Below are 23,994 nucleotides of genomic sequence, written 5' to 3' on the forward strand. Positions count from 1 at the left end.
TAATATTAGGATAACATGCATGATTAAGTGACTATACTAAATATATTGAGTATATTTAGTATGCATGAAAAAATCAGAAAAAGATGTTTTAAGCTAAACAAATTCGAATAGATTGTTGTAGTTTAGAAGTGCGAAGAGCTGCTAAAGAAGTAATAATCAGCTAGCTATTTTTCTTGTAACCTAGGAACTTTGCTTCAATTGAAATTATTCAATAAACCTTCTATCAATCTTTTATCAAAATACACTAAATACTTTTAGATTAAATTTTACTGTTAATTTTGAAGAGTAAAGACAATTAACTTAAAAGCAGGTCTAACTTCATATACAATAGCAATAAAGAGTGACTTAAGTATTTTTTGGACATATACTAAAAAAGTAGACAGGAAAAAGTGAAACATGTTTTAAATAAGTAGACACATAAGAAAGGATAAAATTATGAATAATTACAAGAAATACGATGAAGAATTTAAAAAAAGTATTGTTAATTTACACCAAAACGGTAAAACTCAATCCCAACTTTCTAAAGAATATGGTGTCTCCATGTCTGCTTTACACAAGTGGATTAAACTTTATTCTCAGGTTAGAATTGATGATGATACTATTCTAACCGCTAAGCAGATTAAGGATCTTCAAAAGCGTAATGCTCGACTCTAGGAGGAAAATATCATTTTAAAAAAAGCAATTGCCATATTCACGCCTCACTCAGACAAAGATTAATGGCTGTTCATACCCTTCGTTTTCAGCACGCTATCTCTTTTCTTTGTCATGTCCTTAAAGTGAACCGCAGCTCCTATTACAAATACTTTTCGGAAAAACTTTCTCCTAGAACTATTGAGAATTAAAAACTCCGTCAGCTTATTCTCGGAGATTTGTCATCTTACTAAGAGACGTATTGGCCCATCTAAGATTAAGGCTCTTCTTTCCTATGACTATGGCATCAACATCAGTATTGGTAGAGCGAGCCGCCTGATGACTGACATGAATCTTCCTAAAATGCCTACTATCAAACTTCGGTTTATTCATCCGAGGTCTATTCCCAATTTTGATTGCCCTAACTACCTAAATCAAAATTTTAATGTTCCTCAGCCCAATCAAGTCTGGGCTAGTGACATTACCTATATTAATTTAAATGCCTCTTTTGCTTATCTCTGTGTTATTATGGATTTATTTTCTCGTAAAATTATTGCTTGGAAGCTCTCTCTTAAAATTGATACTTCTCTTGTTAAGGATACTTTTATCAAAGCCTTTTATTCTCAAAAACCTTCTACTTCTCTTATTTTTCATTCTGACAGAGGTTCCTAATATACTTCTTTTATCTTTAGAAAGCTCCTTGATTCTTTTGGTATCATTCAATCTTTTTCTAAGCTTTCTCATCCTTGGGACAATGCTGTCGTTGAGTCCTTTTTAAATATATGAAAAAAGAAGAAATTCTTCGTAGGTCTTTTTCTTCCTTTGCTCAAATTAAGCTTTCCTGCTTTGAACACATTGAGGGCTTCTACAACCCCCTATACGTCCCCACTCTGCTAATAACATTCTTTCTCCTAATTCCAAAGAAGACTATTTTTTCACTTCTATTAAAACTTAATTTCACTTTTTCTATCTACTCTATTGACATTCTTCCAAGCTAATGTATATGTTATGTCAATTTTTTCCCATACCGCATACAAAGTAACATCACTTGTTCCCATTGTAAATAGTGCTTCATCAGTATACTCTATATTTCCATCTTCTTGTGTTGACCAACCTATAAAAGTATTTTCATCACTTAAAAATTCATTTTTTGGTAAATTTTGACTTTCTCTTTCAATAAGGGTAATAAGGTTCATTATTCCTTGTCCTGATGTTCCATTAAAGCTTACTGTATGCTTATTTTGTTGCCATTGGGCATATAAGGTTGTATCATAACCTAGCATTGTTGATTATAAAAAAGTTTCAATAGAAGACTTTTATACAATATCTAGTTTAACACAATTAGTAAATCATAATATGAGGAATAAATATCATGACCAAAAAAATATGATTCCTTGATGAAATATTTACACTTAATTGTAAAGTCAGCCAAATGGTCACTTCTTGGTTCTTTTGTTATTATGGTAATTGTTATGGTAATTAACATAGCATTGCCAGAAGTTATAAAACAGATTATTGATATAGGAATAGGTGAAAATAATAAAAAAAGTCCTTATTATCCTTTGTGCAACATACATTGTAGGAATAATATTTGCTAATGGGATTAATTTATTTTTAGATAATTTTTATGAAAAACTCAAATTAAAAATATCGACTAAATTAAAATTGAGCTTACTTAATAAATTATCAAAATCAGATGGATACTATTTATCTCGCCTAGAAACAGGAGATGTTTTGCGAATTTTAGATAATGATATTTTTCAAATAGAAAATTTTGGTATAAACATTATTTTTGAATTTATTACTAATGCGATAACAGCTATTGTTGTGTTTTTTATCCTAATGTTTATTAGTCCAATCTTATTAGGAGTTGTTTTAATAATTCAGGTTTTTACTTTTGTAATTCAAGATAAGATATCAAAAAAAGTAGAAGCAAGAATAAAACATATAAGAAAAATTGCAGGTGAACAGTCTAATCTTCAAGAACAATTTGTCTCAAATATAAAAGGAGTAACATTAACTAATGCGACAAGATATTTTGAGAAAGTAATAAGAAAAAGCAAGGTGATTTTGTAGATGAATCCAAAAAAGTTAATTTATTAATTGCATTTCACTTACAATTTGCTAATACAACAAGTTCAATAATTGTCATAGTTACATATTTTTTAGGTGGCTTAATGGTTATATCCAAGCAAATAACATTAGGATAATTAATTGCATTTGCACAGTATATCACACTATTAATTGCTCCATGTATGTACTTTATTAAAGCAAATATTCAAATTAAACAGACTAATGTATCTTTGGATAGAATATATTCTGAATTTGACAAAATTAAAATTTGCCAAGATTTAGCTAATAGTATTGAATTAAAAGATAATATTCAAAAAATAAAATTTTCAAATATTAATTTTGATTATGGAAAAGATGAGTGCACATTAGATAATTTTAACTTGGAAGTTTGTAAAGGAGAAACTGTTGCTCTCGTTGGAGAGAGTGACTGTGGAAAATCAACAGTGTTAAATCTTTTATATCGACTTTGGGTGCCTAAAAGTGGAGAAGTTTTAATTAACGAAAAGAACTTTGAGTTATATACTATAAAATCAATTAGAGAGAAAATCTGCATTTTAAATCAAGACCCTCTACTGTTTAATGCTAGCATACGGGAAAATATTCTTCTTAATAAATCAGAATTTTCAAATGACGGATTAAATCGATTTTTTTGGAAAACAGGTGTTGATTTATTAATGACTGAGCATCCGATGACAATAGGAGAACGGGGAAATAAGTTATCTGGTGGCCAAAAACAAAGAGTAGCAATAGCTAGGGCTATGTTATCAAATTGTGATGTAATTATTTTTGATGAATCAACTTCTTCATTAGATAATATATCACAAAAAGAATTAATGACAAACTTAGAGGATTTATTTAAAGATAAAATTGTAATATTTATTGCTCATAGAATGGAAATAGCCAAATTTTCAGATAGAATTTATGTTATGAATGATGGAAGAATAATTGAAAGTGGCACTCACAGTAATTTAATGAGGCAAAATGGGTTATACAAAAAAATTAATGAGGCACAAATATGAAAGGAAATTATAAATGGTTATTGGGAATCATGTCGAAATAATTGTTAATTTAGGGAAAGTTATTTTGGCAAATCGTGAAACTTGTGGTTGGATAAGAGTTTCAAATGAAGTTTATGAAATTTTGAAACAAATATTAGAGTTGGAAAATATTGCAACAATGAGTAAAGATTTATTTGATTCAGAAGAGGATTATTCATTTGCAAAAAGCACACTGGATAATCTTATAGAAATGAATATTCTTGTGCCAGAGAATTACCACAAAGTTGAAATGCATAAAATTATATCATTGCAACTGACAAATAATTGTAATTTGCGATGTACGCATTGCTGTGTTGATGCAGATAATACAGTCTACTGTATAGATGATTTGCTATTTGAGCAGTGGCGCCTTATCATTGATAAAGAGTAATTGAATGGAATCCCGTAAATATAATGCTCAGTGGTGGTGAGCCAATGTTTCAGCAAGATTTTATAGAAATTTTATCATACCTATATGAACGATATGAAGGGAAAATAATACTTTCTACTAATTCGTTACTAATCAATAATGATAATATTGCTGAACTTGTCAAAATGTGCGATAGTTTCGAAATAAGTGTTGATGGAATTGATGAATCTACATGTGCTCTTGTGAGAGGTAAAGGGGTATTTAATAAAGTATGCCAAAAAATCAATTTGCTGAAAGAAAGTGGGGCAAAGAACATAAATTTATCAATGGTTTTTTCAGATAAAAATGAGCATTTAATGAATGCCTTTCGTGAGTTGAATGTAGCGTTAGGGACAACGCCAATTTGTAGAATCTTTTCTGCTATAGGCAGAGGCGCAAATAACCGTTTTATTTTTACTGAAAAAACTGAAGACGATATATATTTCCAAAAGAATACTTGAAACCAAATGGAGAACCATTTGGAATAACGACTTGTTCTGCAGGGAAAAATGAATTAATTGTTGGAAATAATGGAGAGGTATATCCTTGTCCTAGTTATATGAATGAAAATTTTTCTATGGGAAATCTTTTGAATTTCAAGAAAATAAGTGATATGCTAAAAGCCGATACTAATGATTATGTTTGTGAGCATGTTGGAAAAATACATCCTGCTAATTTAGAAGAGTGCTTAAATTGCAATGTAAAGTTGTTTTGTTGGACTTGTCCTGGGGAATTTAGAGATATAAAAACAAAAAAAGCATTCCAAAAAAGATGCGCTATTACAAAACCGATGTTACAAGAAAGGGTGTGGGAAAGCAAAATAATGTATTAATAAATTGATAGTATGAATTTATTTTATCCTATTAATAATAAATAAAACACAACATTTTTCATAAGTTGTTTTTACAATTTTTATTTTGAAAATGAGTCATTAAATTGTTCTAAAGTGCTTTTATAAACATTTTTATCAACATAGCCATCAATGCCATTGATTTTGCCTTGATCAGTAAATTGCCAAAAAGTCCAATTTCTACCACCATATAAAAGGGGTGGCTTTAGTATGTCCCTAATCCAAATTGGGGAGTTCTGGAAATCATTTTTAATATAGGTATTATAGGTGTCATAGGTGACATAAAGAATAGGTTCTTTATTATAATATTTTTTTAATTGTAGAATTAAATCCTGAAGCTCTTTTTTAACAAGAAGTTCATTATAATTTGTAGGTATTTCTATGTCAATTACAGGCGGCATACTATTTTCATCGTAGGGAACAATTTCTTTTATTCTTGCTCCCTGTTCTGCACCAGAGCTTCTCATTGAAAAAAAGTGGTAAGCACCTCTTTTAATACCCGAGCGCCCTGTCTCTTCCCAGTTGAATTTAAAATTTGGGTCAACATAGTCATGACCTTCAGTGGCTTTCATAAATACGAAAATAATATTTTCTTGACTTACTTTTTCCCAGTCAATATTCTCCTGGTAATGGGATATGTCAATACCTTGAACTGGATATCTTGTTGAAAACATTTCATTGTGCCAGCGGGTTCCATTAAGGAATACATAGAGAAAAACTGCTAGTGCAATTAGTGTAAATCCAATAATGATGCCCATTCTTTTTTTATTCATTGTGTCACTCCTTATGGCTTTCCATAATTCATTATACCATAGTAACTGAAAGGTAAACAAACAGAGTTTACAGTTCAAGTGAAGTTTGATAGAGTTAATTAAGAGGTGAGTAAAATATGTCAAAAACTATTTTTTACTTTTCTGGTACAGGTAATAGTTTGAAGACAGCTAAAGAAATAAAAACAAAGATAGAAGCTAATGAGTTAATTTCGATGAGTCAAGGGCTAGAAGAATACAATTCTTGTCAGAGTCAAGTTATTGGCTTTGTTTTCCCAGTTTATTTCGGTGGAATACCTAATCGAGTATTTCAATTTATTAATAATCTATATGTTAATCCCCCAAAGTTATATATTTGTTGTATTAACATATGGCCTGTTTCTTGGCAATGGGCTACCTGCTGTTCAGAGTATTCTTAGAAAAAGGCGCTAGAATTGCTTATGGCTTTTCCCTAAAAATGGTAAATAACTATATACCACTATTCAAGATAAAACCTAAAACTGTTAAGAAAAGATTGTTAAAAAGCAGGGAGAAGAAATGATATTAATAAGCAAAAAAAGAATAGAATAAAAAATCCAATAGCCTTGTAAATACTATAAATAATCGATTCTATGTGAAGTTTGCAGAAAGGGATTGCTGTTTTTCAGTTTCAAAAGAATGTAATCATTGTGGTGTTTGTGTTCATGTTTGTCCTGGACAAAATATTGATTTAATTGATGGGAACCCCATTTTTAATCATTATCGCGAACAATGTTTAGCCTGTCTTCATTGGTGTCCAAAGCAGGCTATTAACTGGAAAGATAAGACACAAACAAAGATAAGATAACATTATCCTGAAATTAGTTATAGAGAATTACCGTAGCGTAGATGAGGATAAATGTTGTATGAATTGGAGGTCATTATTATGGATGAAAAAATATTTGAGGCTTTTAATAATTATAATGAAGCTTATGATCAAAACCGAAGAAAATTTATTCCTTTATATGATACTTTTTATGAATCAGCAGTAGCTTTACTTGCCTGTGAGTTTTCTACACCTAAAATTCTTGACTTAGGAGCTGGAACTCGGCTAATGTCAGCATTTGCGCTTTCTAAGTATCCTAAAGCTGAGCGTACTTTAGTAGATTAGGCAGAAAATATGCTAAATCTTGCACGGAAGCGTTTTGAAAATATGCCTAATATAAATTATATTTCAGGCGATTATACTAAAGTTTGAATTTACAGATAAGTATGATGCAGTTATTTCAGCATTATCGATTCATCATTTAGAAAATTAGTATAAGAAAATACTTTACAATAAGTGTTTTGAATTACTTACTGAAAAAGGTGTTTTTATAAATGCGGATCAAATTAAGAGTAACTTTGAGAGTATTGAGAACATAATGATTCAGCAGTGGCATGACTTTGTTCAAGTAAAAGATTTAAGTAAAGAAGAAATTGAAGCATATTATTATAGGATTTCTTTTGATAAAACTACAACATTAGATGAGCAACTTAAGTGGTTATTAGCTACGGTTTTAAAAGTGTAGACTGTATTTTTAAATATCTTAATTTTGTTGTTTTTTGCTTTGAAAACTGAAAAATAGAAAATAGTTAATTTAAATGTTTCCATAAAACTATTAAAAGTGAATTAAACTAAAAGCCTATTTAGGTTAGAGGTTATTTATGGTAAAATGGATAGAACATAATGAATAATTTAAAGAGGTGTAAATAATTATGATTCAATTATCAGATGGAAGAATGATCCCGTTAGACATGCACAAAGTAAAGGTTATTCAAAAATTACCATTTCCTAATGTTGAGGAACGTCTAGAGTCTATAAGAGTTGGTGGATTTAATACTTTTTTACTTCGTTCAAGTCAGTTGTTTTTGGATATGTTAACTGATTCAGGTACCAATGCACAAAGTGATAAACAAATGGGTGCTATGATGGAAGCTGATGATGCCTATGCAGGATCTGAAAGCTTTTATAAGCTAGAAAAATCAGTTCAAGATGTTTTTAAAATGAAATATACGTTGCCTGTTTCATCAAGGCAGAGCTGCTGAGCATATGATTGCTAAGTGCTTTGTTAAGGAAGGGGATTTTATTCCTATGAACCAACATTTTACTACAACAAGTGCTCATTTTGAGATTTGTGGCGGTAAAGTAGAGGAAATTTGTATTGATGAAGCTTTTAATACTGAGAGTGATTATCCATTTAAAGGTAATATTGATATAGATAAATTTGAGGCATTAATTGAAAAAGTTGGTAAAGATAATGTACCTTTTGTTAGAATGGAAGCGCCTGCAAACTTATTGGGAGGACAACCCTTTTTCAATGGCAAACTTAAGAGCAGTTAAGAGAGTTGCTGATTTAAATGGCATTAAAGTTATAATTGATACAAGTTTAATTGGCGATAATGCTTATTTAATTAAAATGAGGGAATCTGAGTTTAAAAATAAATCAATTGCTGAAATTATTGAGGAAATGCTGAGTATGGCAGATTTAATCTATATGTCAGCGCGTAAAAGCTGTATGTCAAGAGGGGGATTAATTGCAACAAGCAATAAGGATATGTATAATCTTATGGCGCCATTAATTCCTGTCTATGAAGGCTTTTTAACCTATGGTGGTATCCTCTACAAGAGAAATTGAATCTATGGCTGTTGAGCTACGTGAAATGACGGATACTTATATTGCAGGTTCTGCTACTGATTTAATTGATTATTTTGTAACGCGTTTAAAGGAAGCAGGAATTCCTGTAGTGAGCACCTCCAGGTGCTGTAGGTGCTCACATTGACGCTTGCAAGTTTTTGCCGAATTTAAAGCATGAGGACTTCCAGCAGGTGCTTTAGCTGCAGAGAGACATCTTTATTGTATCTGGAGCAAGAGGCATGGAGCGAGGAACTATTTCTACTGAACGTTTACCTGACGGTACAGAAGTAATGTCTGAATTAGAGTTAGTTCGCTTAGCCGTTCCTAGAAGAACATTTACAATATCTCATATTGAGTATGTTGTGGATCGCATTAAGTGGCTTTATAAAAACAGACATCTAGTTGGAGGCTTAGAATTTGAATATGAGCCTGAAGTTTTGCGTTTCTTTATTGGACGCTTAAAACCTAAAGCAGCAGGTGGTGTTGAAGTAAACTGGGATGAAAAGTTAGCTAAAGCATTTAAAAATGAATTTGCTGAAAATATGTAGTTTTGTAAAATCATAAAAAGTTTTTAAAGAGTATTGTAAGATGCTGTGAATTGATTTACAATTAAATTAACAAACTAAATAAATAAGAGTTTTTAGTATTGGGAAAATGGTGAGAATCCATTACAGCCTCCGCTACTGTAAACACGGATGATGTTCTTAATATGCCACTGTCTCGGATGGGAAGGCAAGAACAGAATAGGATGTGTAAGTCAGGATATCATACTACAGGCTTAGACTGTATATTTCGGCAGGAGGTATATGACAGTTAGGTTAGTGATTTTAAAATCCTCTTCCATTTTGGAAGAGGATTTTTTATTTTAGGAGGGAAAGAAAATGAAAAAAGTTTTAATGACCATTGTATTAATAATGGGGTTTGCTATTTTTTTAGGGGGGTGTGGCAATAAGGAAAGTGGTTCAGTAAATGGTGTGAATTATCCCCTGACTATTACAGATAGTACTGGAAGCCAAGTAACTATTGAAAAAGAACCTAAAAAAGTGGTGTCATTTTCACCAGTGGTTACAGAAACTGTAACAGCCATTGGCAAGAAAAATGTTTTAGTAGGAAGAACCTCTTTCTGTGATTATCCGCCATCAGTAGAGTCTATTCCAGTCGTTGGGAATTTAACAACGCGCAATATGGAATTAGTGGCAGGGGCTGAACCTGATGTTGTTTTAGCATCGGCATTTGTTGATGAAGGGACTAAGGAACAATTAAAACAGCTTGGGATACCATTAGTAGTAACATATTCTTCAGAGAGTTTTAATGGTGCTTATGATGATATTGAAATGATAGGAAAAGTACTTAATGGAAAAGATAAAAGCAAGGAAGTTATTGACGGAATGAAAAGCAAAGTTTCCTCTGTGGAAACTAAAGTTAAAGAGACTGGGAATAAACCTAGTGTTTATTATGTTTTAGGCTTTATTAAAGGTGATTTTACAGCAACTGGAGAAACATTTATCAATGAAATGATTACTATGGCTGGTGGGACTAATATTGCTGCAGATGGTACAAGGTGGAGCTACAATAAGGAAAGCTTAATTGAAAAAAATCCTGATATTTTAATATTAAATAATATGGCAGGGACCATTGATGATTTGAAAAATACGGAGGGTTATAAGGATTTAGACGCTGTAAAAAATAATAAAGTCTATTTAATTGATAGTAATCTTATTAATAGGGCTGGACCTAGACTGGCTTTAGGCTTAGAAGCTCTAGCAGCAATTATTCATCCGGAGATTTTTAGCAAGTAAAGAAAGATAGGTAGTGTGTTATGGGTACATTGGAAGGTAGACTAAAATTAAATATAGCTTTTTTTGTGAGTGTAGTTGCCTTGATTTTACTAATGCTTATAGCTATTATGTTAGGAGCAGCAGATATTGGTTTAAAAGAAGTTGTAGATACTGTATTTTCTAAAATACCCTTTGTTAATGAATGGTTTTCTGGAGACAGTGTTTCTAAAGGAGCAGCACTAATACTTTGGAAATTAAGAATACCACGGGTTGTTCTAGCCGCAATAATTGGCGCAGGGCTTTCTGTAGTCGGCGCTGTTTTTCAAGGAGTTTTTAAAAATCCAATGGCGGATCCTTTTGTTTTAGGTGTTTCATCTGGAGGTGCTTTAGGAGCTACAATAGCCATTGTTTTAGGGAGTCAACTAATTATTAGCTCACTATTTGTACCTGTTTTTGCTTTTGTTGGGGCATTGATTACAATTGCAATTATATTTATTATTACTCGTTTAAGTAGAACTCAGGATATGTCTACATTGCTTTTAGCAGGCGTTGCTATGAATTTCTTTTCAACTGCCTGTGTTTCAATGCTTATGTTTATGAATCATGATGAGATTAATAAAATTATCCTCTGGAATATGGGGAGTTTAGCAGGGGCTAGTTGGCAACAAGTCGTATTATGTTTACCTTTTGTTTTAATAGGTAGTATTGTTTTTCTTATTTTTAGAAGGGAATTAAATGCCTTTCTTTTAGGCGATGAACATGCTCAGAGTTTTGGTATTCCTGTTAAACTTGTACGGAAAATACTAATTATTGTATCTGCTTTGATTATAGGTGTTATTGTATCTATGTCCGGTATTATTGGTTTCGTTGGTTTAATTATTCCCCATATAACCCGCCTAATTGTGGGGAGTAATTATAAGGTGTTATTACCTTTTTCTATTGTTTATGGAGCTGCATTTTTAGTCTTTTGTGATACAGTAGCTCGTTTAATGGTACTGCCTAGTGAAATGCCTGTTGGTTCAATTACCGCCGTTTTTGGAGCGCCTTTCTTTGTTTTTCTTTTGGTTAAAAATAGAAGGGGGCGGCAGAGTTGATGAATAAAAATACTATGGTGAATATTGAATCTTTAAAATTTAAATATCATCAACAACAAGTTTTAAATGATGTTAATTTTAAGGTAGAAAAAGGGAAGCTCTATAGTATTATTGGACCTAATGGGTCTGGTAAGACAACATTATTAAAAATCATTGCTAAACAACTGGAAACCCATGTTGGAAAAGTAGAGGTTGCAGGAGAATTAATTGAGTTTTATAAATATAAAGACTTTGCAAAGCAGGTTGCTTTAGTGCCTCAAAATACAAGTATTGATGCAGACTTCCGAAATGAAGAAGTGGTTTTAATGGGCCGAATGCCTTACTTAACTCCTTTAGCAAGAGAATCAAAAAAAGATTATGATATTGTTCAGGAGGCTATGATTAAAACCAACACAGTACACCTTAAAAATAGGCTAGTTGAACAGATTAGCGGTGGTGAAAGGCAGAGAATAATCTTGGCTAGAGCACTGGCTCAGGCAACACCTATTATGCTTTTAGATGAACCTGTTTCTCAATTGGATATTCAGCATCAAATTGGCATTATGAATTTATTAAGACAATTAGTTGATGTTGAAGGTCTAACAGCAATTGTTGTCCTTCATGATTTAAATTTAGCCAGTCAATATAGTGATGAGCTATTACTATTAGATAAGGGTAAGCTTGTGTCTAAGGGTATTCCGGAAACTGTATTAAATCCTAAATTATTGAAGAATGTTTATGGGCTTACGGCTACTATTATAGAGAATCCTGTTACCAAAAGACCTTTTATTTTACATGTTACCTGTAAGGAGGGAGAAAAATGATTTCATTTGAGAAAGTTAAAAAAGAAATTAATTCTGTAAATTATGAAGTTGGAGAGGCTATGACACAGCAGATTGATGGCTTGGCAAAACCCTTGGGTAGTTTAGGCTATTTGGAGAAAATGGCTGTTAGAATCAGTCGGATAACAGGGAAATTAGATAATCAATTGAAACAAAAGGCTATGATTGTTATGTGTAGCGATAATTGTGTTTTTGAAGAGGGCATTGCCTCAACACCTCAAGAGCTTGGAAGAATGTCAATAGAGTAGATAGAAAAAGTGAAATTAAGTTTTAATAGAAGTGAAAAAATAGTCTTCTTTGGAATTAGGAGAAAGAATGTTATTAGCAGAGTGGGGACGTATAGGGGGTTGTAGAAGCCCTCAATGTGTTCAAAGCAGGAAAGCTTAATTTGAGCAAAGGAAGAAAAAGACCTACGAAGAATTTCTTCTTTTTTCATATATTTAAAAAGGACTCAACGACAGCATTGTCCCAAGGATGAGAAAGCTTAGAAAAAGATTGAATGATACCAAAAGAATCAAGGAGCTTTCTAAAGATAAAAGAAGTATATATCCAAGGTTGCCCTCTTCTTTTTAAGATAATGGATAGTGCTTTGGCACTAATGAAAGGTATGGGAACTCTTGATGGTGTAGCAATGGAAAAAGAGAACATGGTTGATTTAAGGAAACAATAGAGAGAAGTGAGATAAATGGGCAAAATTGTTTTAGTAACCGGCGGTGCCAGAAGCGGAAAAAGCAGTCAAGCAGAACGTTGGATGAGGGAGCTGGAGTCAGATGGCAAGTCTGTTACATACATAGCTACTGGTATTCCTTTTGATGAAGAAATGGTAAACAGAATAAAAAACATCAAGCCATGCGACCGAACCATTGGCAAACAATAGAAGCTTATAAAGGTTTTTCTGATTTAGTGCCACTCAAAGGTCATGTTCTATTGGATTGTCTAACAATAATGGTGACCAATTTATTTCTCGAAGAAATGGAAGATATTGTAAATTTTGAGGATTTAGATACAGCTAAAGAAGAGCTGATTGAAGCGCTGGTTGATAAGGAAGTCCAAGCATTAATTGAATTTTTAAGAAAAATTAATGGTACTGCTATTCTAGTAACCAATGAAATTGGTTTAGGTCTTGTGCAAGAATATAGAAGCAGTCGATTTTTTAGAGATTTAGTAGGTCGAGTCAATCAGAAGATTGGTAGTATAGCTGACACTGTTTATTTTTGTATTTCCGGAATACCTATGAAGGTTAAGGGGGCGGATTTTTTGAAGTGGATTAAAAGATTCATTATGAGTTTACAATTTCTAACGAAAATTCCTATTCCCATTCGGATAAAATTTAATGAAACAGATTTTGGAAAATGTGCAATGTTAAGTCCTTTAGTAGGGGTTATTTTAGGGACTATATTAGCATTAATTTATTATTTATTTTCTTTTCTTTTTCCGCCACTTATTGTTGGTTTTATTTGTTTAATAATTTATGTATTTTTAACGGGTGGTCTTCATTTAGATGGTTTGGGAGATACTTTTGATGGGGTGTTTTCCTATAGGGAAAAAGATAAGATTATTGAGATTATGAAGGATAGCCGTTTAGGAACCAATGGCTTGTTGGCAATCTTATTTATTTTAATATTAGATGGTATTTTTATTGGTTTTTTACCACCGTCCATAGGCGGCGCTATAGGGATTTTTCTAATAGCCTGTTGCAGGTCGTGTAAGTTGTCTTGTGACAGGGGCTACAAACAACTATATATATCGAAGTTATGGTATGTCGAAAGATTTTGTTTCCTATGCTAATTTAAAGAATTGTTTTCCAATGCTTTTAATAAGTGCAATTATTTTTGTTGTTTGTTTTTCTTATGGAGGCTTAGTCATTTATAGTATTATCTTTGTTTTTGCGTTTTTAGCCAGTCGATTTTTCAGCAGAAAAATAGGTGGTGTATCTGGAGATACTATTGGAGCTGTTGTAGAATTAACTCAACTTGTTTACCTTATTAGCTTATTTCTTTTACAACGAGGAGGCTTTTTATGAAAATATTAATTATTATTCGCCATGGTATGAAAAGTGCTAATAAAGAAGGTCGTTACTGTGGTCATTTGGATTTGCCTTTAATTGAAGAGGGAATGGCTATTTTAAAAGAGCCTAAAAGTTGCTTGCGAAAAGAAAATATTAGTCAGATTATTTCGAGTCCATTAATTAGGGCAGAAGAAACGTCAAATTTGCTTTTTCCAGAGCAGAAAGTCAACTTAAAGAAATAAATTTTGGTCTTTTTGAAGGTTTAAGCTATAGTGAAATTAGCAATCGATTTCCAGAGGAACAAAAGGCCTGGAGTGAGGATTTTCTGAATTTTAGCTTTCCTGAAGGAGAGTCTTTTAAGAAATTTTATAATAGAGTCGGCAAATATGTAAATCAGTTGATAGAAGATTTTTTAAAGACAGAGGAAGAAACTATAGCCGTGTTTACCCATTTAGGGGTTATTCAGTGTATGTTAATCCATATTTTAAAATTGGATGATAGTATGTTATGGCGTTTTAAAGTTAGAAATGGCCGCTACATGAAAGTGGGCTTGGATCAATCAGGATATGGTTATTTAAGTTGGTAGTTTATAGGAGGCTAAACATGAAAAGATTTTTCACATCATGGAGTGGTGGAAAGGACTGTACCCTTTGTGAAGCAACTAGCTATTTTAAAAAAACAAGGCATCGACTATGGCGTTTTTGGAGATATGGACTTAGAAGCTCATCGTCAATGGCAGGAAATGGTTTGTGAAAAGGTTGGCATGGACGCTCTTATGCCTTTATGGTTAAAAGGCAGAGAAGCCAATACAAGACAGTTTATAGACTTATGCTTTAAAGCAATTATTACAAGTATTAAGCTAGATGTTGTTGATAAAAAGTATTTAGGTGAGGTATTAACCCATAATATTGTTGATAGAATGAAGTTAGAGGGTATTGAACCCTCTGGTGAAGGTGGAGAATTTCATACGGCTGTAATTGCAGGACCTCTATTTAAAAAACCAATTAATATTACAATTGAAGATAAACTTTTTAATGAGACCCATGGTTTCATTAAATATAAAATTTAAATTAAAGAAGCTTTTTAAATGCTGTAGGAATGGAGAGGGTATTTATATCCTCTTTTTTTATCCAAAAAATATTAGGGGCTTCTATTTTTTTACTGAGCTTAATAGGGTAGAGTGTCAGATGCCAAGTTTTATGGGTAAAATGATGGGTTTTTGGTTTAATGGTTTTCCCGAAGTAACTTCCGTATGGTATTTTTTGAGGAAATACTCCTTTAAATTTTCATCTGCAGGTAAGCCCATCTAAATTAGCTAGTAAATCTCTACTCGGTCTTTTTTCAAATAAAAGACAGTTATCATAGGTTACATAGCCAACTTCTAAATAACTAACTGTTTTTTATTTTCTTTTTATTCACCGGAAACGCTTCAATGGCATTGTTGTTATAGGCCATACAAATTGGGCTAAATGGGCAGCTGGTGCAGGCTGGATTTTTTTGGCGCAAACAAGGGAACCTAAATCCATCAATGCTTCATTAAAGTCTCCAGAATTATCTTCGGACATAATATTTTTAATTTTTCTTGAAAATAGCGTTTTGTTTTAGGGTTTGAAATATTTTTTTAAGACCGAATAAACGGCTGAATACTCTTAGTAGATTACCATCAACAGCAGGGGTTTTTCTCCAAATGCAATACTTGCAATTACACCAGCTGTATAGTCACCAATGCCAGGTAATTTTTTTAAGGCGTCAAAAGATTGGGGTAGTCGACTATTAAAATTCTTTGTCTAACCTTTTGGGCGCATTTAAGGAGATTTCTACCTCGAGAATAGTAGCCTAAACCTTCCCAAAGTTTTAATACTTTTTCTTCAGTTCCTAGACTGAGGGCTTCTAGTGTTGGGTAAGCTTCTATAAAACGGCTAAAGTAAGGGATTACAGTTTGCATTTGTGTTTGTTGCAACATTATTTCTGACAATAGAATATAGTAAGGGTTTTTATTTTCTCTAAAGGGTAGCTCTCTTTTATTCTTTTTGTACCATAAAAAAAGATTTTCATTTATCTGAATGTTAAGTAATTGTTGTTTTTCTTTTTTGGAGAGTTCTTTTTTGTTAGGTTTGAAGTTAAAAAATGTTCATACTTTTCTAGCAGGGGAACTAAAGGGCGATTATGTGGTAGTAAATTATATTTTTTTAAGTCTTTAATAGAAATCCAATAAGCAGTTTCGTATTCATAATCCTCTAAATTATTAAAAGAATCACCAATAAAGAAAAATAGAGTATAAAATCTTCACTGTTATTTTTAAAAAGAAAATGTGCATATGGAATGGTTAGATTTAATTCTTCATAAAGCTCTCTTTCAAGAGATTCTAAGATGGTTTCAGGGTATTCTAATTTACCTCCTGGAAATTCAAAATAACCAGGAAATGGTTTGTTTTAATTTCTTTTACCGATTAGGTTTTTTGAGTAGTCGGCTTGTATAGAATGCCCATTGTTACCTGTCTCATTTTAACGCCTACTTTCTTACCAGTATAAAATTATCTCCATTTATGATAAGATATACAAAGACAATAATCAAGGACGGGGGAGATAAAATGAAGATTACTTTTAAGTCACAAGGTCGTTTTTTTGCTGAAGTTGCAATCATTGCTTCTTTATATGCTGTACTAACAGTTGTATTGCCTATTAGCTATGGACCTATTCAATTTAGAATAGCAGAAGCTTTAATTGTTTTAGTATGTTTTAGACGTTCAGCTTTACCAGGTTTAATAGTAGGGTGTTTAATTGCTAATTTGTTTAGCCCATTTGGATTGCCGGATGTTATTTTTGGCACTTTAGCAACAGCTGTTGGTGTAGGGATTGTTTATAAGCTAAGGCATCGTAAAATTGGCTGGGTAATGTTACCACCGTTAATTGCCAATAGCTTAATAGTGGGTATTGAATTAACTGTATTTGCAGGGATTCCTTTCTGGTTTTCAGCCGGAGGGGTTTTCTTAGGCGAGATAGTAATTCTCTATGGATTGGGAATTCCTTTTTACTATGCTCTGAAAAAAATGAAGTTTAAGCAGGATATTACATAGCTTGAGAAAAATATAACATTTGGAAACACTTATTAAAGATTGATTTTTATTCAATTTTACTATATTCTTATAAGTAAGAACATATTGGTGAATGAATATCAGCAGGAGAGTGGTGAAAAGCCACACCGATGGAGCAACTTGTTAACAATGCGAGTTAATTGAGGAATCTCTCAGGTACAAGGTACTGTTGGTGGACACGAACTCTGGAGAGATCTCGCATGTGAGACACCAAAGAGAATAAGCGCTTAGATAGTGCAAAAGTCTTCAGGTAAAAGGACAGGGAAAAAGCGCAAGTTTTTTCTCGTGTCCTTTTTACAAGTTATTTGTTTATTATATGTTGAAAATATTTTGGAGGTGCAATTTATGTCAGATAATTTGAAAAAAACCCCTTTAAATCAAAAGCATTATGACCTAGGAGCTAAAATGGTGGATTTTGGTGGCTGGGATATGCCGGTTCAGTATTCAGGTATTTTAGATGAGCATGAAGCAGTTCGAACAAAATCAGGTTTATTTGATGTTAGCCACATGGGAGAATTCTGGATTACAGGAAAAGATGCTAGTAAGTTTATTAATTACTTACTATCAAGCAGTGTAACAAATGTAAAGGATGGTTTTATTAAGTATGGTGTTTTAATGCTACCTACTGGTAAAGCAGTTGACGATTTATTGGCTTACAAATTTAACGATGAAAAATATTTATTAGTGCCAAACGCATCTAATACACCAAAAGACTATCAATGGATTTTAGATCATAAAGATGGCTTTGATGTAGTATTTGAAGACAAATCAGATGTGACTGGTGAAGTAGCAATTCAAGGGCCTTTAGCCGAGAAAATTTTACAAAAAATTACAGATATTAATTTAAAAGATATTCCTTTTTATTCTTTTAAAGTAGGTAAAGTAGCTGGTGTTGAGGCTATTGTTTCAAGAACTGGTTATACTGGAGAAGATGGTTTTGAAATTTATGTTGAATCAAATGATGGTAAAGATATTAACATTGTTTGGGACAAAATTTTAGAAGTTAGCGGAGAAGATATTAAACCAGCAGGTTTAGGCTGTAGAGATACACTTCGTTTTGAAATGAAGTTACCTTTATATGGTCATGAGCTAAGTGATGAAATTTCTCCATTAGAAACTGGTATTGGTCGTTTTGTTGATTTAGACAAAGATGATTTTATTGGTAAAGATGCTTTAGATAAAGAAAAAGCTGAAGGTAGAAAACGTAAAGTTGTGGGTTTAGAAATGGTTGGCAGAGGAATTGCTAGAGATGATTACCCAGTGAAAAAAGATGGTAATGTAGTTGGCTATATTACTTCTGGTAGCTATTCTCCATCATTAAAGAAAAACTTAGGCTTAGCTTTGGTTTCTATGGATGTTGCAGTTGATGACAAAATCGCTGTTGAAATTCGTGGCAAAGATGTAGAAGCAGTTGTAGTTAAAACACCATTTTACAAAAAAGGGTAATCCCTTTAATTGGAAGGAGCGATTTTATGAATTATGTACCTATTACGGAGCAAGAAAAAGAAACGATGCTTCAGAAAATAGGCGTAAAATCTATTGAGGAATTATTTCAAGACATTCCTGAGGATTTACGTTTGAAAGATACTATGGCTATGCCGAAAGGCCTTTCAGAATATGAAACAAGACAACTGCTAATGAAAATGGCAGGAAAAAACAAAGATACAAATGCTAACCCATGTTTCATGGGTGCTGGTGCGTACAACCACTTTGTACCAACTATTGTAGATCATCTGATTAGCCGTTCAGAATTCTACACCGCTTATACACCATACCAACCTGAAATCAGCCAAGGAACATTACAAAATATTTATGAATTCCAAACAATGGTTTGTGAGTTATTTGGTTTAGATGTTTCGAATGCATCAGTTTATGATGGTGCAACTGCATTAGCAGAGGCTATGATTATGGCATGTGATAAAAGAAAAAATGAAGTAGTTATTTCTGCTGGTGTTCATCCTGAATATATTGAAACTGCTAAAACATATGCCCATGGACCAGGACAAGTTGTGAAAATTGCTGAAATGAAAGACGGCGTTACACCGGTTGAGGCTTTTGAAGCTTTGGCAACAGAAAAGGCTGCTGCTTATGTTATTCAATACCCTAACTTCTTTGGGTCAGTAGAAGATGTTGCTAAAATTGTTGAAGCAGCACATGCGAGAAAAGCATTAGTTATTGCAGTTGTAACTGATTTATCTGCAATGGGTGTTTTAGAATCTCCAGGCAGTTTAGGTGTAGATATTGCTGTTGGAGATGGTATCTGTTTTGCTGGACCTACTTCATTTTCAGGACCAAATATTGGTTTAATTGCAACAACAACTAAACTAGGTAGAAAATTACCTGGACGTATTGCTGGTGTTACAGAAGACGTTGAAGGAAAAAAAGCATATGTATTGACTATGCAAGCTCGTGAGCAACATATTAGAAGAGACAAAGCTTCTTCTAATATTTGTTCCAACCAAGCCCTATATGCTTTAGCAGTAAATATTACATTATCTGCTTTAGGAAAAGCTGGTTTAAAAGAAGTAGCTGAAAAAAGTTTATCTAATGCCCATTACTTAAAAGATGCACTTACAAAAATTGAAGGAGTTGAATTATTGTATAATCAACCATTTTACTGTGAGTTTGCTCTAAAATTACCAATTAAAGCTAAAGTTTTACAAGAAAAATTATTAGAAAATGGATTCTTAGCTCCAGTTGACTTAGGTCATTTTAACGAGAAATTAGATCATGTTGGTCTATTCTTTGTTAATGAACTTCGTTCAAAAGGAGAAATGGATGCATTAGTTAACGCAGTGGAGGTGATTATCAATGCTAAATAAAGCAGAACCACTTATTTTTGAAATGAGCACTCCAGGACATAAAGGTTATAGTCTTCCAGAATTACAAGTACCTAAAGTAGATCAAGGAAATGTTTTGCCAGGAGGAATGCTCCGTAAAGAAGAGGCTGATTTACCAGAGGTAAGCGAAATTGAAGTTGTACGTCATTTTACTCACTTATCAAGTATGAACTTTGGTGTTGATACAGGATTTTATCCATTAGGCTCTTGTACAATGAAATATAATCCTAAATTAAATGAAAATACAAGCCGTTTGCCAGGATTTATTTGGATGCATCCTTACCAACCAGAAAGTACAATGCAAGGCGGATTACAGTTAATGTATGAATTGCAAAAATTAATTGCTGAATTAACTGGTATGGATTCTGTAACATTACAACCTGCAGCAGGGGCTCATGGAGAGTTAGCTGGTATTAAAGTAATCAGAGCTTACCATGAAAATAGAGGTGATTTCAAAAGAACAAAAGTTATTGTTCCTGATGCCGCCCATGGTACAAACCCTGCTACTGCAGTTATGGCTGGATACGAAATCTTTGAGATTAAGTCTTCACCAGAAGGTGATGTAGATATTGAAGCATTAAAAGAAGCTGTTGGTGATGACACAGCTGCCTTAATGTTAACTAACCCAAGTACCCTTGGTTTATTTAAAAGAAACATTAAAGAAATTACTAAAATTGTTCACGATGCAGGTGGTCAAATTTACTATGATGGTGCTAATGCTAATGCTATTATGGGTATTACAAGACCTGGTGATATGGGATTTGACGTTGTTCACCTTAATGTTCACAAAACATTATCTGCCCCTCATGGTGGCGGTGGACCAGGTGCAGGCCCAATTGGTGTAAAAGCTCACTTAGCTGAATTTTTACCAGCACCAATTGCAGAGTACAATAAAGATGAAGAAAGATACTACTTAGAATATGATATTCCAAATTCAATTGGCAGAATGAAAATGTTCTATGGTAACTTCTCTGTTCTTGTTAAAGCATATACTTATATGCGTGCACTTGGACCTGAAGGCTTAAAACAAGCTTCTCAGTATGCTGTGCTTAATGCAAACTACTTAAAGAAACTCGTAAGTGAGTTTTTACATGTAGAAGCACCAGAACGTTTTGCAATGCATGAGTTTATTATGACTCCGGCAAATATTGCTGATACAGGTGTTCATACACTTGATATTGCTAAGAGAATGATTGACTATGGATATCATCCACCAACAATTTACTTTCCATTAATTGTTGCAGAGGCAATGATGGTTGAGCCAACTGAGACTGAAACAAAAGAGACTCTTGAAGGTTTTGCTGAGGTTGTAGGCAAGATTGTAGCAGAGGCTAAGGCTAATGCGTCTATTGTTACTTCTGCATCTCATATGACTAGAATTAAGCGTCTAGACGAAGTAAAAGCAGCTAGAGAGCCAAACTTACGTTATACTAAATCATAAGTTAAACAAATTTGTATCATATAGAAAGAAGCTGGTTATTTAACTGGCTTCTTTTTAAATTGTGTTTTTTTCGTAGGCTTTTTGAGAAAGCTATAGAAATAGTGACTCTTTGAGGATTATAATAGATTTAAGATATTAGATAAGAAATGTTTTAAGAATAAACTAGGAGGGGGATAATAATGCATAGTAAAGGTAAAAAATAGGATAATAATTATTATTTGCCTAATAGCATTAATAGGATTTTTTGTTATAGCTTTTGCTTTATTAAATACCATAAATAAGTTTGAATCAGTTTTTACTTTACATAATGATAGGGTCAGTGTTGAAGCACAATCTTACCCAGTAGAAGCTTTTATTGATATGCCTTTACTTTATCAATTTGATGATCCTCCTTTATATAATGGCTGTGAGGTTACTTCTTTAGCAATGATTCTGAGTAACAGCGGTTATGATATTAGTAAAAATCAATTAGCTCAGGAGATTAATAAAGAACCCTTTATTGATGAAGATGGATTCTATGGCAATTTCAATATTGGTTTTGTAGGGTGATATTGAGGGTATTGATTCTGGGTTAGGGGTTTACAATAAACCCGTTGAAGATGTATTAGTGAAATATGTCAATAAGAATCAGGTGAAAAATATTTCTGGAGAGTCTTTTCAAGAGGTTGAAAAAGCTATTGCTTTAGGTTCTCCTGTTTGGGTTATTAAAACAATAGATTTTATGCCTGCCGCTGATATGGAGGCTTGGCCTACACGACAAGGAATAATGGAAATTACATATTCCATGCATAGTGTTGTAGTAGTTGGATATGATCAAGATTTTATTTACCTTAATGATCCTTATGGTGAAAAAGACTATAGAACCGATAAAGAAAATTTTATTGCTGCCTGGAAACAGATGGGGAGTCAAGGAATCTATATTGAAAAATAGGTTTGAAAAAGGACTGAATTTGCATTTTATAAATTCAGTCCTTTTATTATAGTTAATAATCAAAAGCTATCATTAATGAATGGTTTGTAATACTTACAATAGCTACTTTTATAAAGCGCTTATTCTCTTTAATGCACAAACAATCCTCAATAGTATTTTTCGTTAAGTTTGAATAGAGAGAACATAGTCAGCATCTGAAATATTATTTGTTTGCTGGTTATTATTTTTTAAATTACAGCGAACCTTAAAATTAATATTATTTTCTGTAGCAAAATGAGATAAAATATTAATCATATATAAGTTACAATATTTTTTATCTGGTTATTGGGTAGGTAAGATTGCCAAGTTGAAACATATTCCCTGAGTTTAGCATATTGATGATTCTCTATAAAACCATCAATTATGGTAAGGTGGTTATGTATATTGTGGCGCATTTTTATTACATCTTTCATTTCCTTTATTAAGAGAGTGAAGTAGGCTATTTGTGTTTCATAAAGTTGCTCCACTATATGTGCTCGCTCGTTTAAAATAGCTGATTCTTTGTATGGGAATGGTATAAAGATATATTTTTTTGTTACTGGAAAATAGTAATGAAAAATGCAATTGAAATATTATTCTTCCACTTTCAAACTTCATATTTCTCATTTAATATACACAAAACACACATTTAAAGGACTTATGAACTTCATATATGTTTAGTAAGATATTATAGTAGTTAAGGAGGATACTATGAATATTTTGAGAGGAAAATGTATATGAATGCAAAAATAAAAAACATTAGCTATTGGATTAACAGCACTTACATTATTGGGAATTGGAGGAACTACTTTATTTGCAGCTACAAATGATAATTCAGCTAATCAGAAAGCTAATGCTATTACAGCAAAACAGATTGGCTATAAGTGTAAAGGAGCATCAAAATTTGAAGAAGCGGTATCAAAGGGAATTATTGATAAAGCAATAGCAAACAAAATGTTAGAGTTTTTAAAAAATAACAAAGATAATGCTAAAAAGGAGCCGATAAATTTTCTGATTTAGTATCTGCAGGTATTATTAATGAGAATCAAGCTAAACAGCTAAAAGAAATGAACCTTCATAAGGAACATAAAGATACGAAAGCATAGATGGCTGAAGATGCAGTAAAAAAATGGTCCACATATAATCCACATATAAATAGATAAAAAAATAATATCAGTGGAAAAGAATAGTTAATATATCCATTTTGAGTGAATCGTTAATAAAAAGAGCAAAATACTCTATTAACGGAAATTTCAAAGGGGGTTTTTAATAGCAATAAAAATTAGATTTGCTATTAAAAAGTGGGTGAAGCTATTTGATTGTTCTAGCAAAAATAAAAATCAAAAGAAAGAAATTAGTAATTACACAGATATACTAATATTTTTTAATAATATTGCTAATATATTTAATAATACTATCAAAATCTATTTGGCTCGGAATATAGGCAGACCATTCTAAAATTTTAAATTCTTTATGGTAGGCATTTAAGTTTTGAAAATAATCAAAAGCAATTTTAAAAGAACTAGTTTTATCATATTTGCCATGAATAAAATAGATAGGTATA

The 23,994-nt window shown here is 32.4% G+C and carries 27 protein-coding genes, 7 pseudogenes and 2 riboswitches; of the genes and pseudogenes, 28 read left to right on the forward strand and 6 right to left on the reverse strand.

What is annotated here, in order from left to right:
• Window positions 1-435 precede the first annotated feature (435 nt).
• Window positions 436-1,585 (forward strand): annotated as a pseudogene (locus AZF37_RS01680) (IS3 family transposase).
• Here AZF37_RS01680 and AZF37_RS01685 read toward each other — a convergent pair.
• Window positions 1,575-1,913, reverse strand: a complete 339-nt coding sequence (locus tag AZF37_RS01685) for an InlB B-repeat-containing protein (protein WP_088369297.1) — start codon at window positions 1,911-1,913, stop codon at window positions 1,575-1,577. The pseudogene AZF37_RS01680 and the gene AZF37_RS01685 overlap by 11 nt on opposite strands.
• 247 nt (window positions 1,914-2,160) lie before the next feature.
• On the opposite strand from AZF37_RS01685, the gene AZF37_RS01690 reads away from it, so the two are divergent.
• From AZF37_RS01690 to AZF37_RS01710, 5 genes are all read left to right on the forward strand, one after another.
• On the forward strand, window positions 2,161-2,706 hold the full coding sequence (locus tag AZF37_RS01690) for an ABC transporter transmembrane domain-containing protein (RefSeq protein WP_088369298.1): 546 nt from the start codon (window positions 2,161-2,163) through the stop codon (window positions 2,704-2,706).
• Window positions 2,707-2,885: 179 nt separating this feature from the next.
• Window positions 2,886-3,722 carry an ATP-binding cassette domain-containing protein gene (locus AZF37_RS01695; protein WP_088369299.1) on the forward strand — a complete coding sequence of 279 codons (837 nt, stop codon included), beginning with the start codon at window positions 2,886-2,888 and terminating at the stop codon, window positions 3,720-3,722.
• Window positions 3,723-3,735: 13 nt separating this feature from the next.
• Window positions 3,736-4,131: a hypothetical protein gene (locus AZF37_RS01700; protein WP_088369300.1), complete on the forward strand. Its 396-nt coding sequence runs from the start codon at window positions 3,736-3,738 to the stop codon at window positions 4,129-4,131.
• Window positions 4,132-4,154: 23 nt separating this feature from the next.
• On the forward strand, window positions 4,155-4,610 hold the full coding sequence (locus AZF37_RS01705) for a radical SAM protein (RefSeq protein WP_088369301.1): 456 nt from the start codon (window positions 4,155-4,157) through the stop codon (window positions 4,608-4,610).
• Entirely contained in the window at window positions 4,607-4,981 is a 375-nt protein-coding gene (locus AZF37_RS01710; protein WP_162473812.1) for an SPASM domain-containing protein, read from the forward strand. The genes AZF37_RS01705 and AZF37_RS01710 overlap by 4 nt, the downstream gene beginning before the upstream one ends.
• A gap of 80 nt (window positions 4,982-5,061) precedes the next feature.
• Here AZF37_RS01710 and AZF37_RS01715 read toward each other — a convergent pair whose 3' ends face one another.
• Window positions 5,062-5,772 carry a GH25 family lysozyme gene (locus tag AZF37_RS01715; RefSeq protein ID WP_088369303.1) on the reverse strand — a complete coding sequence of 237 codons (711 nt, stop codon included), beginning with the start codon at window positions 5,770-5,772 and terminating at the stop codon, window positions 5,062-5,064.
• A gap of 116 nt (window positions 5,773-5,888) precedes the next feature.
• Here AZF37_RS01715 and AZF37_RS01720 point away from each other — a divergent pair, with 116 nt between their 5' ends.
• The 15 genes and pseudogenes from AZF37_RS01720 to AZF37_RS01775 all read left to right on the forward strand — a co-directional run bounded on the left by AZF37_RS01720 (window position 5,889) and on the right by AZF37_RS01775 (window position 15,175).
• Window positions 5,889-6,188 (forward strand): flavodoxin domain-containing protein, encoded by a 300-nt coding sequence (locus AZF37_RS01720; protein WP_088369304.1) that lies wholly within the window; start codon window positions 5,889-5,891, stop codon window positions 6,186-6,188.
• Between the two features lie 167 nt (window positions 6,189-6,355).
• A pseudogene (locus AZF37_RS13050) lies at window positions 6,356-6,595 on the forward strand (EFR1 family ferrodoxin); the annotation flags it as partial.
• A 78-nt stretch (window positions 6,596-6,673) separates the two neighbouring features.
• The gene (locus AZF37_RS01725) at window positions 6,674-6,898 is read left to right on the forward strand and encodes a hypothetical protein (RefSeq protein ID WP_088369305.1); all 225 of its coding nucleotides are present in this window, start codon (window positions 6,674-6,676) and stop codon (window positions 6,896-6,898) included.
• Between the two features lie 253 nt (window positions 6,899-7,151).
• The gene (locus AZF37_RS10240; protein WP_162473813.1) at window positions 7,152-7,298 is read left to right on the forward strand and encodes a hypothetical protein; all 147 of its coding nucleotides are present in this window, start codon (window positions 7,152-7,154) and stop codon (window positions 7,296-7,298) included.
• 187 nt (window positions 7,299-7,485) lie between these two features.
• Window positions 7,486-8,953, forward strand: a pseudogene (locus AZF37_RS13055) (tryptophanase).
• A gap of 61 nt (window positions 8,954-9,014) precedes the next feature.
• A riboswitch (cobalamin riboswitch) is annotated at window positions 9,015-9,193 on the forward strand.
• Between the two features lie 93 nt (window positions 9,194-9,286).
• Window positions 9,287-10,204: an ABC transporter substrate-binding protein gene (locus tag AZF37_RS01735; protein WP_088369306.1), complete on the forward strand. Its 918-nt coding sequence runs from the start codon at window positions 9,287-9,289 to the stop codon at window positions 10,202-10,204.
• Window positions 10,205-10,224: 20 nt separating this feature from the next.
• Window positions 10,225-11,277 carry a FecCD family ABC transporter permease gene (locus tag AZF37_RS01740; protein ID WP_088369307.1) on the forward strand — a complete coding sequence of 351 codons (1,053 nt, stop codon included), beginning with the start codon at window positions 10,225-10,227 and terminating at the stop codon, window positions 11,275-11,277.
• Window positions 11,277-12,080, forward strand: a complete 804-nt coding sequence (locus tag AZF37_RS01745) for a heme ABC transporter ATP-binding protein (RefSeq protein ID WP_088369308.1) — start codon at window positions 11,277-11,279, stop codon at window positions 12,078-12,080. Before AZF37_RS01740 ends, AZF37_RS01745 begins: the two co-directional genes overlap by 1 nt.
• Window positions 12,077-12,346: a nicotinate-nucleotide--dimethylbenzimidazole phosphoribosyltransferase gene (locus AZF37_RS01750; protein ID WP_088369309.1), complete on the forward strand. Its 270-nt coding sequence runs from the start codon at window positions 12,077-12,079 to the stop codon at window positions 12,344-12,346. Before AZF37_RS01745 ends, AZF37_RS01750 begins: the two co-directional genes overlap by 4 nt.
• Before the next feature lie 251 nt (window positions 12,347-12,597).
• Complete coding sequence (locus tag AZF37_RS10840) at window positions 12,598-12,768, forward strand: hypothetical protein (protein ID WP_172793060.1); 171 nt, start codon at window positions 12,598-12,600, stop codon at window positions 12,766-12,768.
• An 81-nt stretch (window positions 12,769-12,849) separates the two neighbouring features.
• A pseudogene (locus AZF37_RS12065) lies at window positions 12,850-13,280 on the forward strand (bifunctional adenosylcobinamide kinase/adenosylcobinamide-phosphate guanylyltransferase); the annotation flags it as partial.
• A 99-nt stretch (window positions 13,281-13,379) separates the two neighbouring features.
• Entirely contained in the window at window positions 13,380-13,886 is a 507-nt protein-coding gene (locus tag AZF37_RS12070; RefSeq protein WP_281178931.1) for an adenosylcobinamide-GDP ribazoletransferase, read from the forward strand.
• Entirely contained in the window at window positions 13,816-14,121 is a 306-nt protein-coding gene (locus tag AZF37_RS12075; protein WP_088369310.1) for an adenosylcobinamide-GDP ribazoletransferase, read from the forward strand. The genes AZF37_RS12070 and AZF37_RS12075 overlap by 71 nt, the downstream gene beginning before the upstream one ends.
• Window positions 14,122-14,147: 26 nt before the next feature.
• A pseudogene (locus AZF37_RS11295) lies at window positions 14,148-14,692 on the forward strand (histidine phosphatase family protein).
• Window positions 14,693-14,737: 45 nt separating this feature from the next.
• On the forward strand, window positions 14,738-15,175 hold the full coding sequence (locus AZF37_RS01775) for a Dph6-related ATP pyrophosphatase (RefSeq protein WP_162473815.1): 438 nt from the start codon (window positions 14,738-14,740) through the stop codon (window positions 15,173-15,175).
• 1 nt (window position 15,176) lies between these two features.
• Here AZF37_RS01775 and AZF37_RS13060 read toward each other — a convergent pair whose 3' ends face one another.
• The 4 genes and pseudogenes from AZF37_RS13060 to AZF37_RS01795 all read right to left on the reverse strand — a co-directional run.
• Window positions 15,177-15,365 carry an NUDIX domain-containing protein gene (locus tag AZF37_RS13060; protein ID WP_162474080.1) on the reverse strand — a complete coding sequence of 63 codons (189 nt, stop codon included), beginning with the start codon at window positions 15,363-15,365 and terminating at the stop codon, window positions 15,177-15,179.
• A 390-nt stretch (window positions 15,366-15,755) separates the two neighbouring features.
• Window positions 15,756-15,845: pseudogene (locus AZF37_RS13065) on the reverse strand (hypothetical protein); the annotation flags it as partial.
• A gap of 2 nt (window positions 15,846-15,847) precedes the next feature.
• A complete protein-coding gene (locus tag AZF37_RS01790; protein ID WP_088369315.1) occupies window positions 15,848-16,069 on the reverse strand; it encodes a hypothetical protein in 222 nt (73 codons plus the stop codon).
• Window positions 16,070-16,343: 274 nt separating this feature from the next.
• A pseudogene (locus AZF37_RS01795) lies at window positions 16,344-16,523 on the reverse strand (NUDIX domain-containing protein); the annotation flags it as partial.
• A gap of 173 nt (window positions 16,524-16,696) precedes the next feature.
• Between AZF37_RS01795 and AZF37_RS01800 the strand changes: the two are divergent.
• The 7 genes from AZF37_RS01800 to AZF37_RS01835 all read left to right on the forward strand — a co-directional run bounded on the left by AZF37_RS01800 (window position 16,697) and on the right by AZF37_RS01835 (window position 23,450).
• Window positions 16,697-17,182: a QueT transporter family protein gene (locus tag AZF37_RS01800; protein WP_162473817.1), complete on the forward strand. Its 486-nt coding sequence runs from the start codon at window positions 16,697-16,699 to the stop codon at window positions 17,180-17,182.
• A gap of 92 nt (window positions 17,183-17,274) precedes the next feature.
• Window positions 17,275-17,379, forward strand: a riboswitch (glycine riboswitch).
• Window positions 17,380-17,545: 166 nt separating this feature from the next.
• Window positions 17,546-18,646 carry a glycine cleavage system aminomethyltransferase GcvT gene (gene gcvT / locus AZF37_RS01805; RefSeq protein WP_088369317.1) on the forward strand — a complete coding sequence of 367 codons (1,101 nt, stop codon included), beginning with the start codon at window positions 17,546-17,548 and terminating at the stop codon, window positions 18,644-18,646.
• Window positions 18,647-18,672: 26 nt separating this feature from the next.
• Window positions 18,673-20,022 (forward strand): aminomethyl-transferring glycine dehydrogenase subunit GcvPA, encoded by a 1,350-nt coding sequence (gene gcvPA, locus AZF37_RS01810; RefSeq protein WP_088369318.1) that lies wholly within the window; start codon window positions 18,673-18,675, stop codon window positions 20,020-20,022.
• A complete protein-coding gene (gcvPB, locus tag AZF37_RS01815; RefSeq protein WP_088369319.1) occupies window positions 20,012-21,481 on the forward strand; it encodes an aminomethyl-transferring glycine dehydrogenase subunit GcvPB in 1,470 nt (489 codons plus the stop codon). The genes gcvPA and gcvPB overlap by 11 nt, the downstream gene beginning before the upstream one ends.
• Window positions 21,482-21,841: 360 nt before the next feature.
• Window positions 21,842-22,030: a C39 family peptidase gene (locus AZF37_RS12080; RefSeq protein ID WP_088369320.1), complete on the forward strand. Its 189-nt coding sequence runs from the start codon at window positions 21,842-21,844 to the stop codon at window positions 22,028-22,030.
• Window positions 22,031-22,040: 10 nt separating this feature from the next.
• Entirely contained in the window at window positions 22,041-22,412 is a 372-nt protein-coding gene (locus AZF37_RS01825; RefSeq protein ID WP_281178932.1) for a C39 family peptidase, read from the forward strand.
• Between the two features lie 807 nt (window positions 22,413-23,219).
• The gene (locus tag AZF37_RS01835) at window positions 23,220-23,450 is read left to right on the forward strand and encodes a hypothetical protein (protein ID WP_088369323.1); all 231 of its coding nucleotides are present in this window, start codon (window positions 23,220-23,222) and stop codon (window positions 23,448-23,450) included.
• Window positions 23,451-23,994: the final 544 nt, after the last annotated feature.

Source organism: endosymbiont 'TC1' of Trimyema compressum, from assembly GCF_001584725.1.
GTDB lineage: Bacteria > Bacillota > TC1 > TC1 > TC1 > TC1.

Coding starts and splice junctions, on each gene's coding strand:
- AZF37_RS01685 (WP_088369297.1), bottom strand. CDS start 1,913: ATGCTAGGTTATGATACAACCTTATATGCCCAATGGCAACAAAATAAG.
- AZF37_RS01695 (WP_088369299.1), top strand. CDS start 2,886: ATGTACTTTATTAAAGCAAATATTCAAATTAAACAGACTAATGTATCT.
- AZF37_RS01700 (WP_088369300.1), top strand. CDS start 3,736: ATGGTTATTGGGAATCATGTCGAAATAATTGTTAATTTAGGGAAAGTT.
- AZF37_RS01705 (WP_088369301.1), top strand. CDS start 4,155: ATGCTCAGTGGTGGTGAGCCAATGTTTCAGCAAGATTTTATAGAAATT.
- AZF37_RS01715 (WP_088369303.1), bottom strand. CDS start 5,772: ATGAATAAAAAAAGAATGGGCATCATTATTGGATTTACACTAATTGCA.
- AZF37_RS01720 (WP_088369304.1), top strand. CDS start 5,889: ATGTCAAAAACTATTTTTTACTTTTCTGGTACAGGTAATAGTTTGAAG.
- AZF37_RS01725 (WP_088369305.1), top strand. CDS start 6,674: ATGGATGAAAAAATATTTGAGGCTTTTAATAATTATAATGAAGCTTAT.
- AZF37_RS10240 (WP_162473813.1), top strand. CDS start 7,152: ATGATTCAGCAGTGGCATGACTTTGTTCAAGTAAAAGATTTAAGTAAA.
- AZF37_RS01735 (WP_088369306.1), top strand. CDS start 9,287: ATGAAAAAAGTTTTAATGACCATTGTATTAATAATGGGGTTTGCTATT.
- AZF37_RS01740 (WP_088369307.1), top strand. CDS start 10,225: ATGGGTACATTGGAAGGTAGACTAAAATTAAATATAGCTTTTTTTGTG.
- AZF37_RS01745 (WP_088369308.1), top strand. CDS start 11,277: ATGAATAAAAATACTATGGTGAATATTGAATCTTTAAAATTTAAATAT.
- AZF37_RS01750 (WP_088369309.1), top strand. CDS start 12,077: ATGATTTCATTTGAGAAAGTTAAAAAAGAAATTAATTCTGTAAATTAT.
- AZF37_RS10840 (WP_172793060.1), top strand. CDS start 12,598: ATGATACCAAAAGAATCAAGGAGCTTTCTAAAGATAAAAGAAGTATAT.
- AZF37_RS12070 (WP_281178931.1), top strand. CDS start 13,380: ATGAGTTTACAATTTCTAACGAAAATTCCTATTCCCATTCGGATAAAA.
- AZF37_RS01790 (WP_088369315.1), bottom strand. CDS start 16,069: ATGTTGCAACAAACACAAATGCAAACTGTAATCCCTTACTTTAGCCGT.
- AZF37_RS01800 (WP_162473817.1), top strand. CDS start 16,697: ATGAAGATTACTTTTAAGTCACAAGGTCGTTTTTTTGCTGAAGTTGCA.
- gcvT (WP_088369317.1), top strand. CDS start 17,546: ATGTCAGATAATTTGAAAAAAACCCCTTTAAATCAAAAGCATTATGAC.
- gcvPA (WP_088369318.1), top strand. CDS start 18,673: ATGAATTATGTACCTATTACGGAGCAAGAAAAAGAAACGATGCTTCAG.
- gcvPB (WP_088369319.1), top strand. CDS start 20,012: ATGCTAAATAAAGCAGAACCACTTATTTTTGAAATGAGCACTCCAGGA.
- AZF37_RS12080 (WP_088369320.1), top strand. CDS start 21,842: ATGCCTTTACTTTATCAATTTGATGATCCTCCTTTATATAATGGCTGT.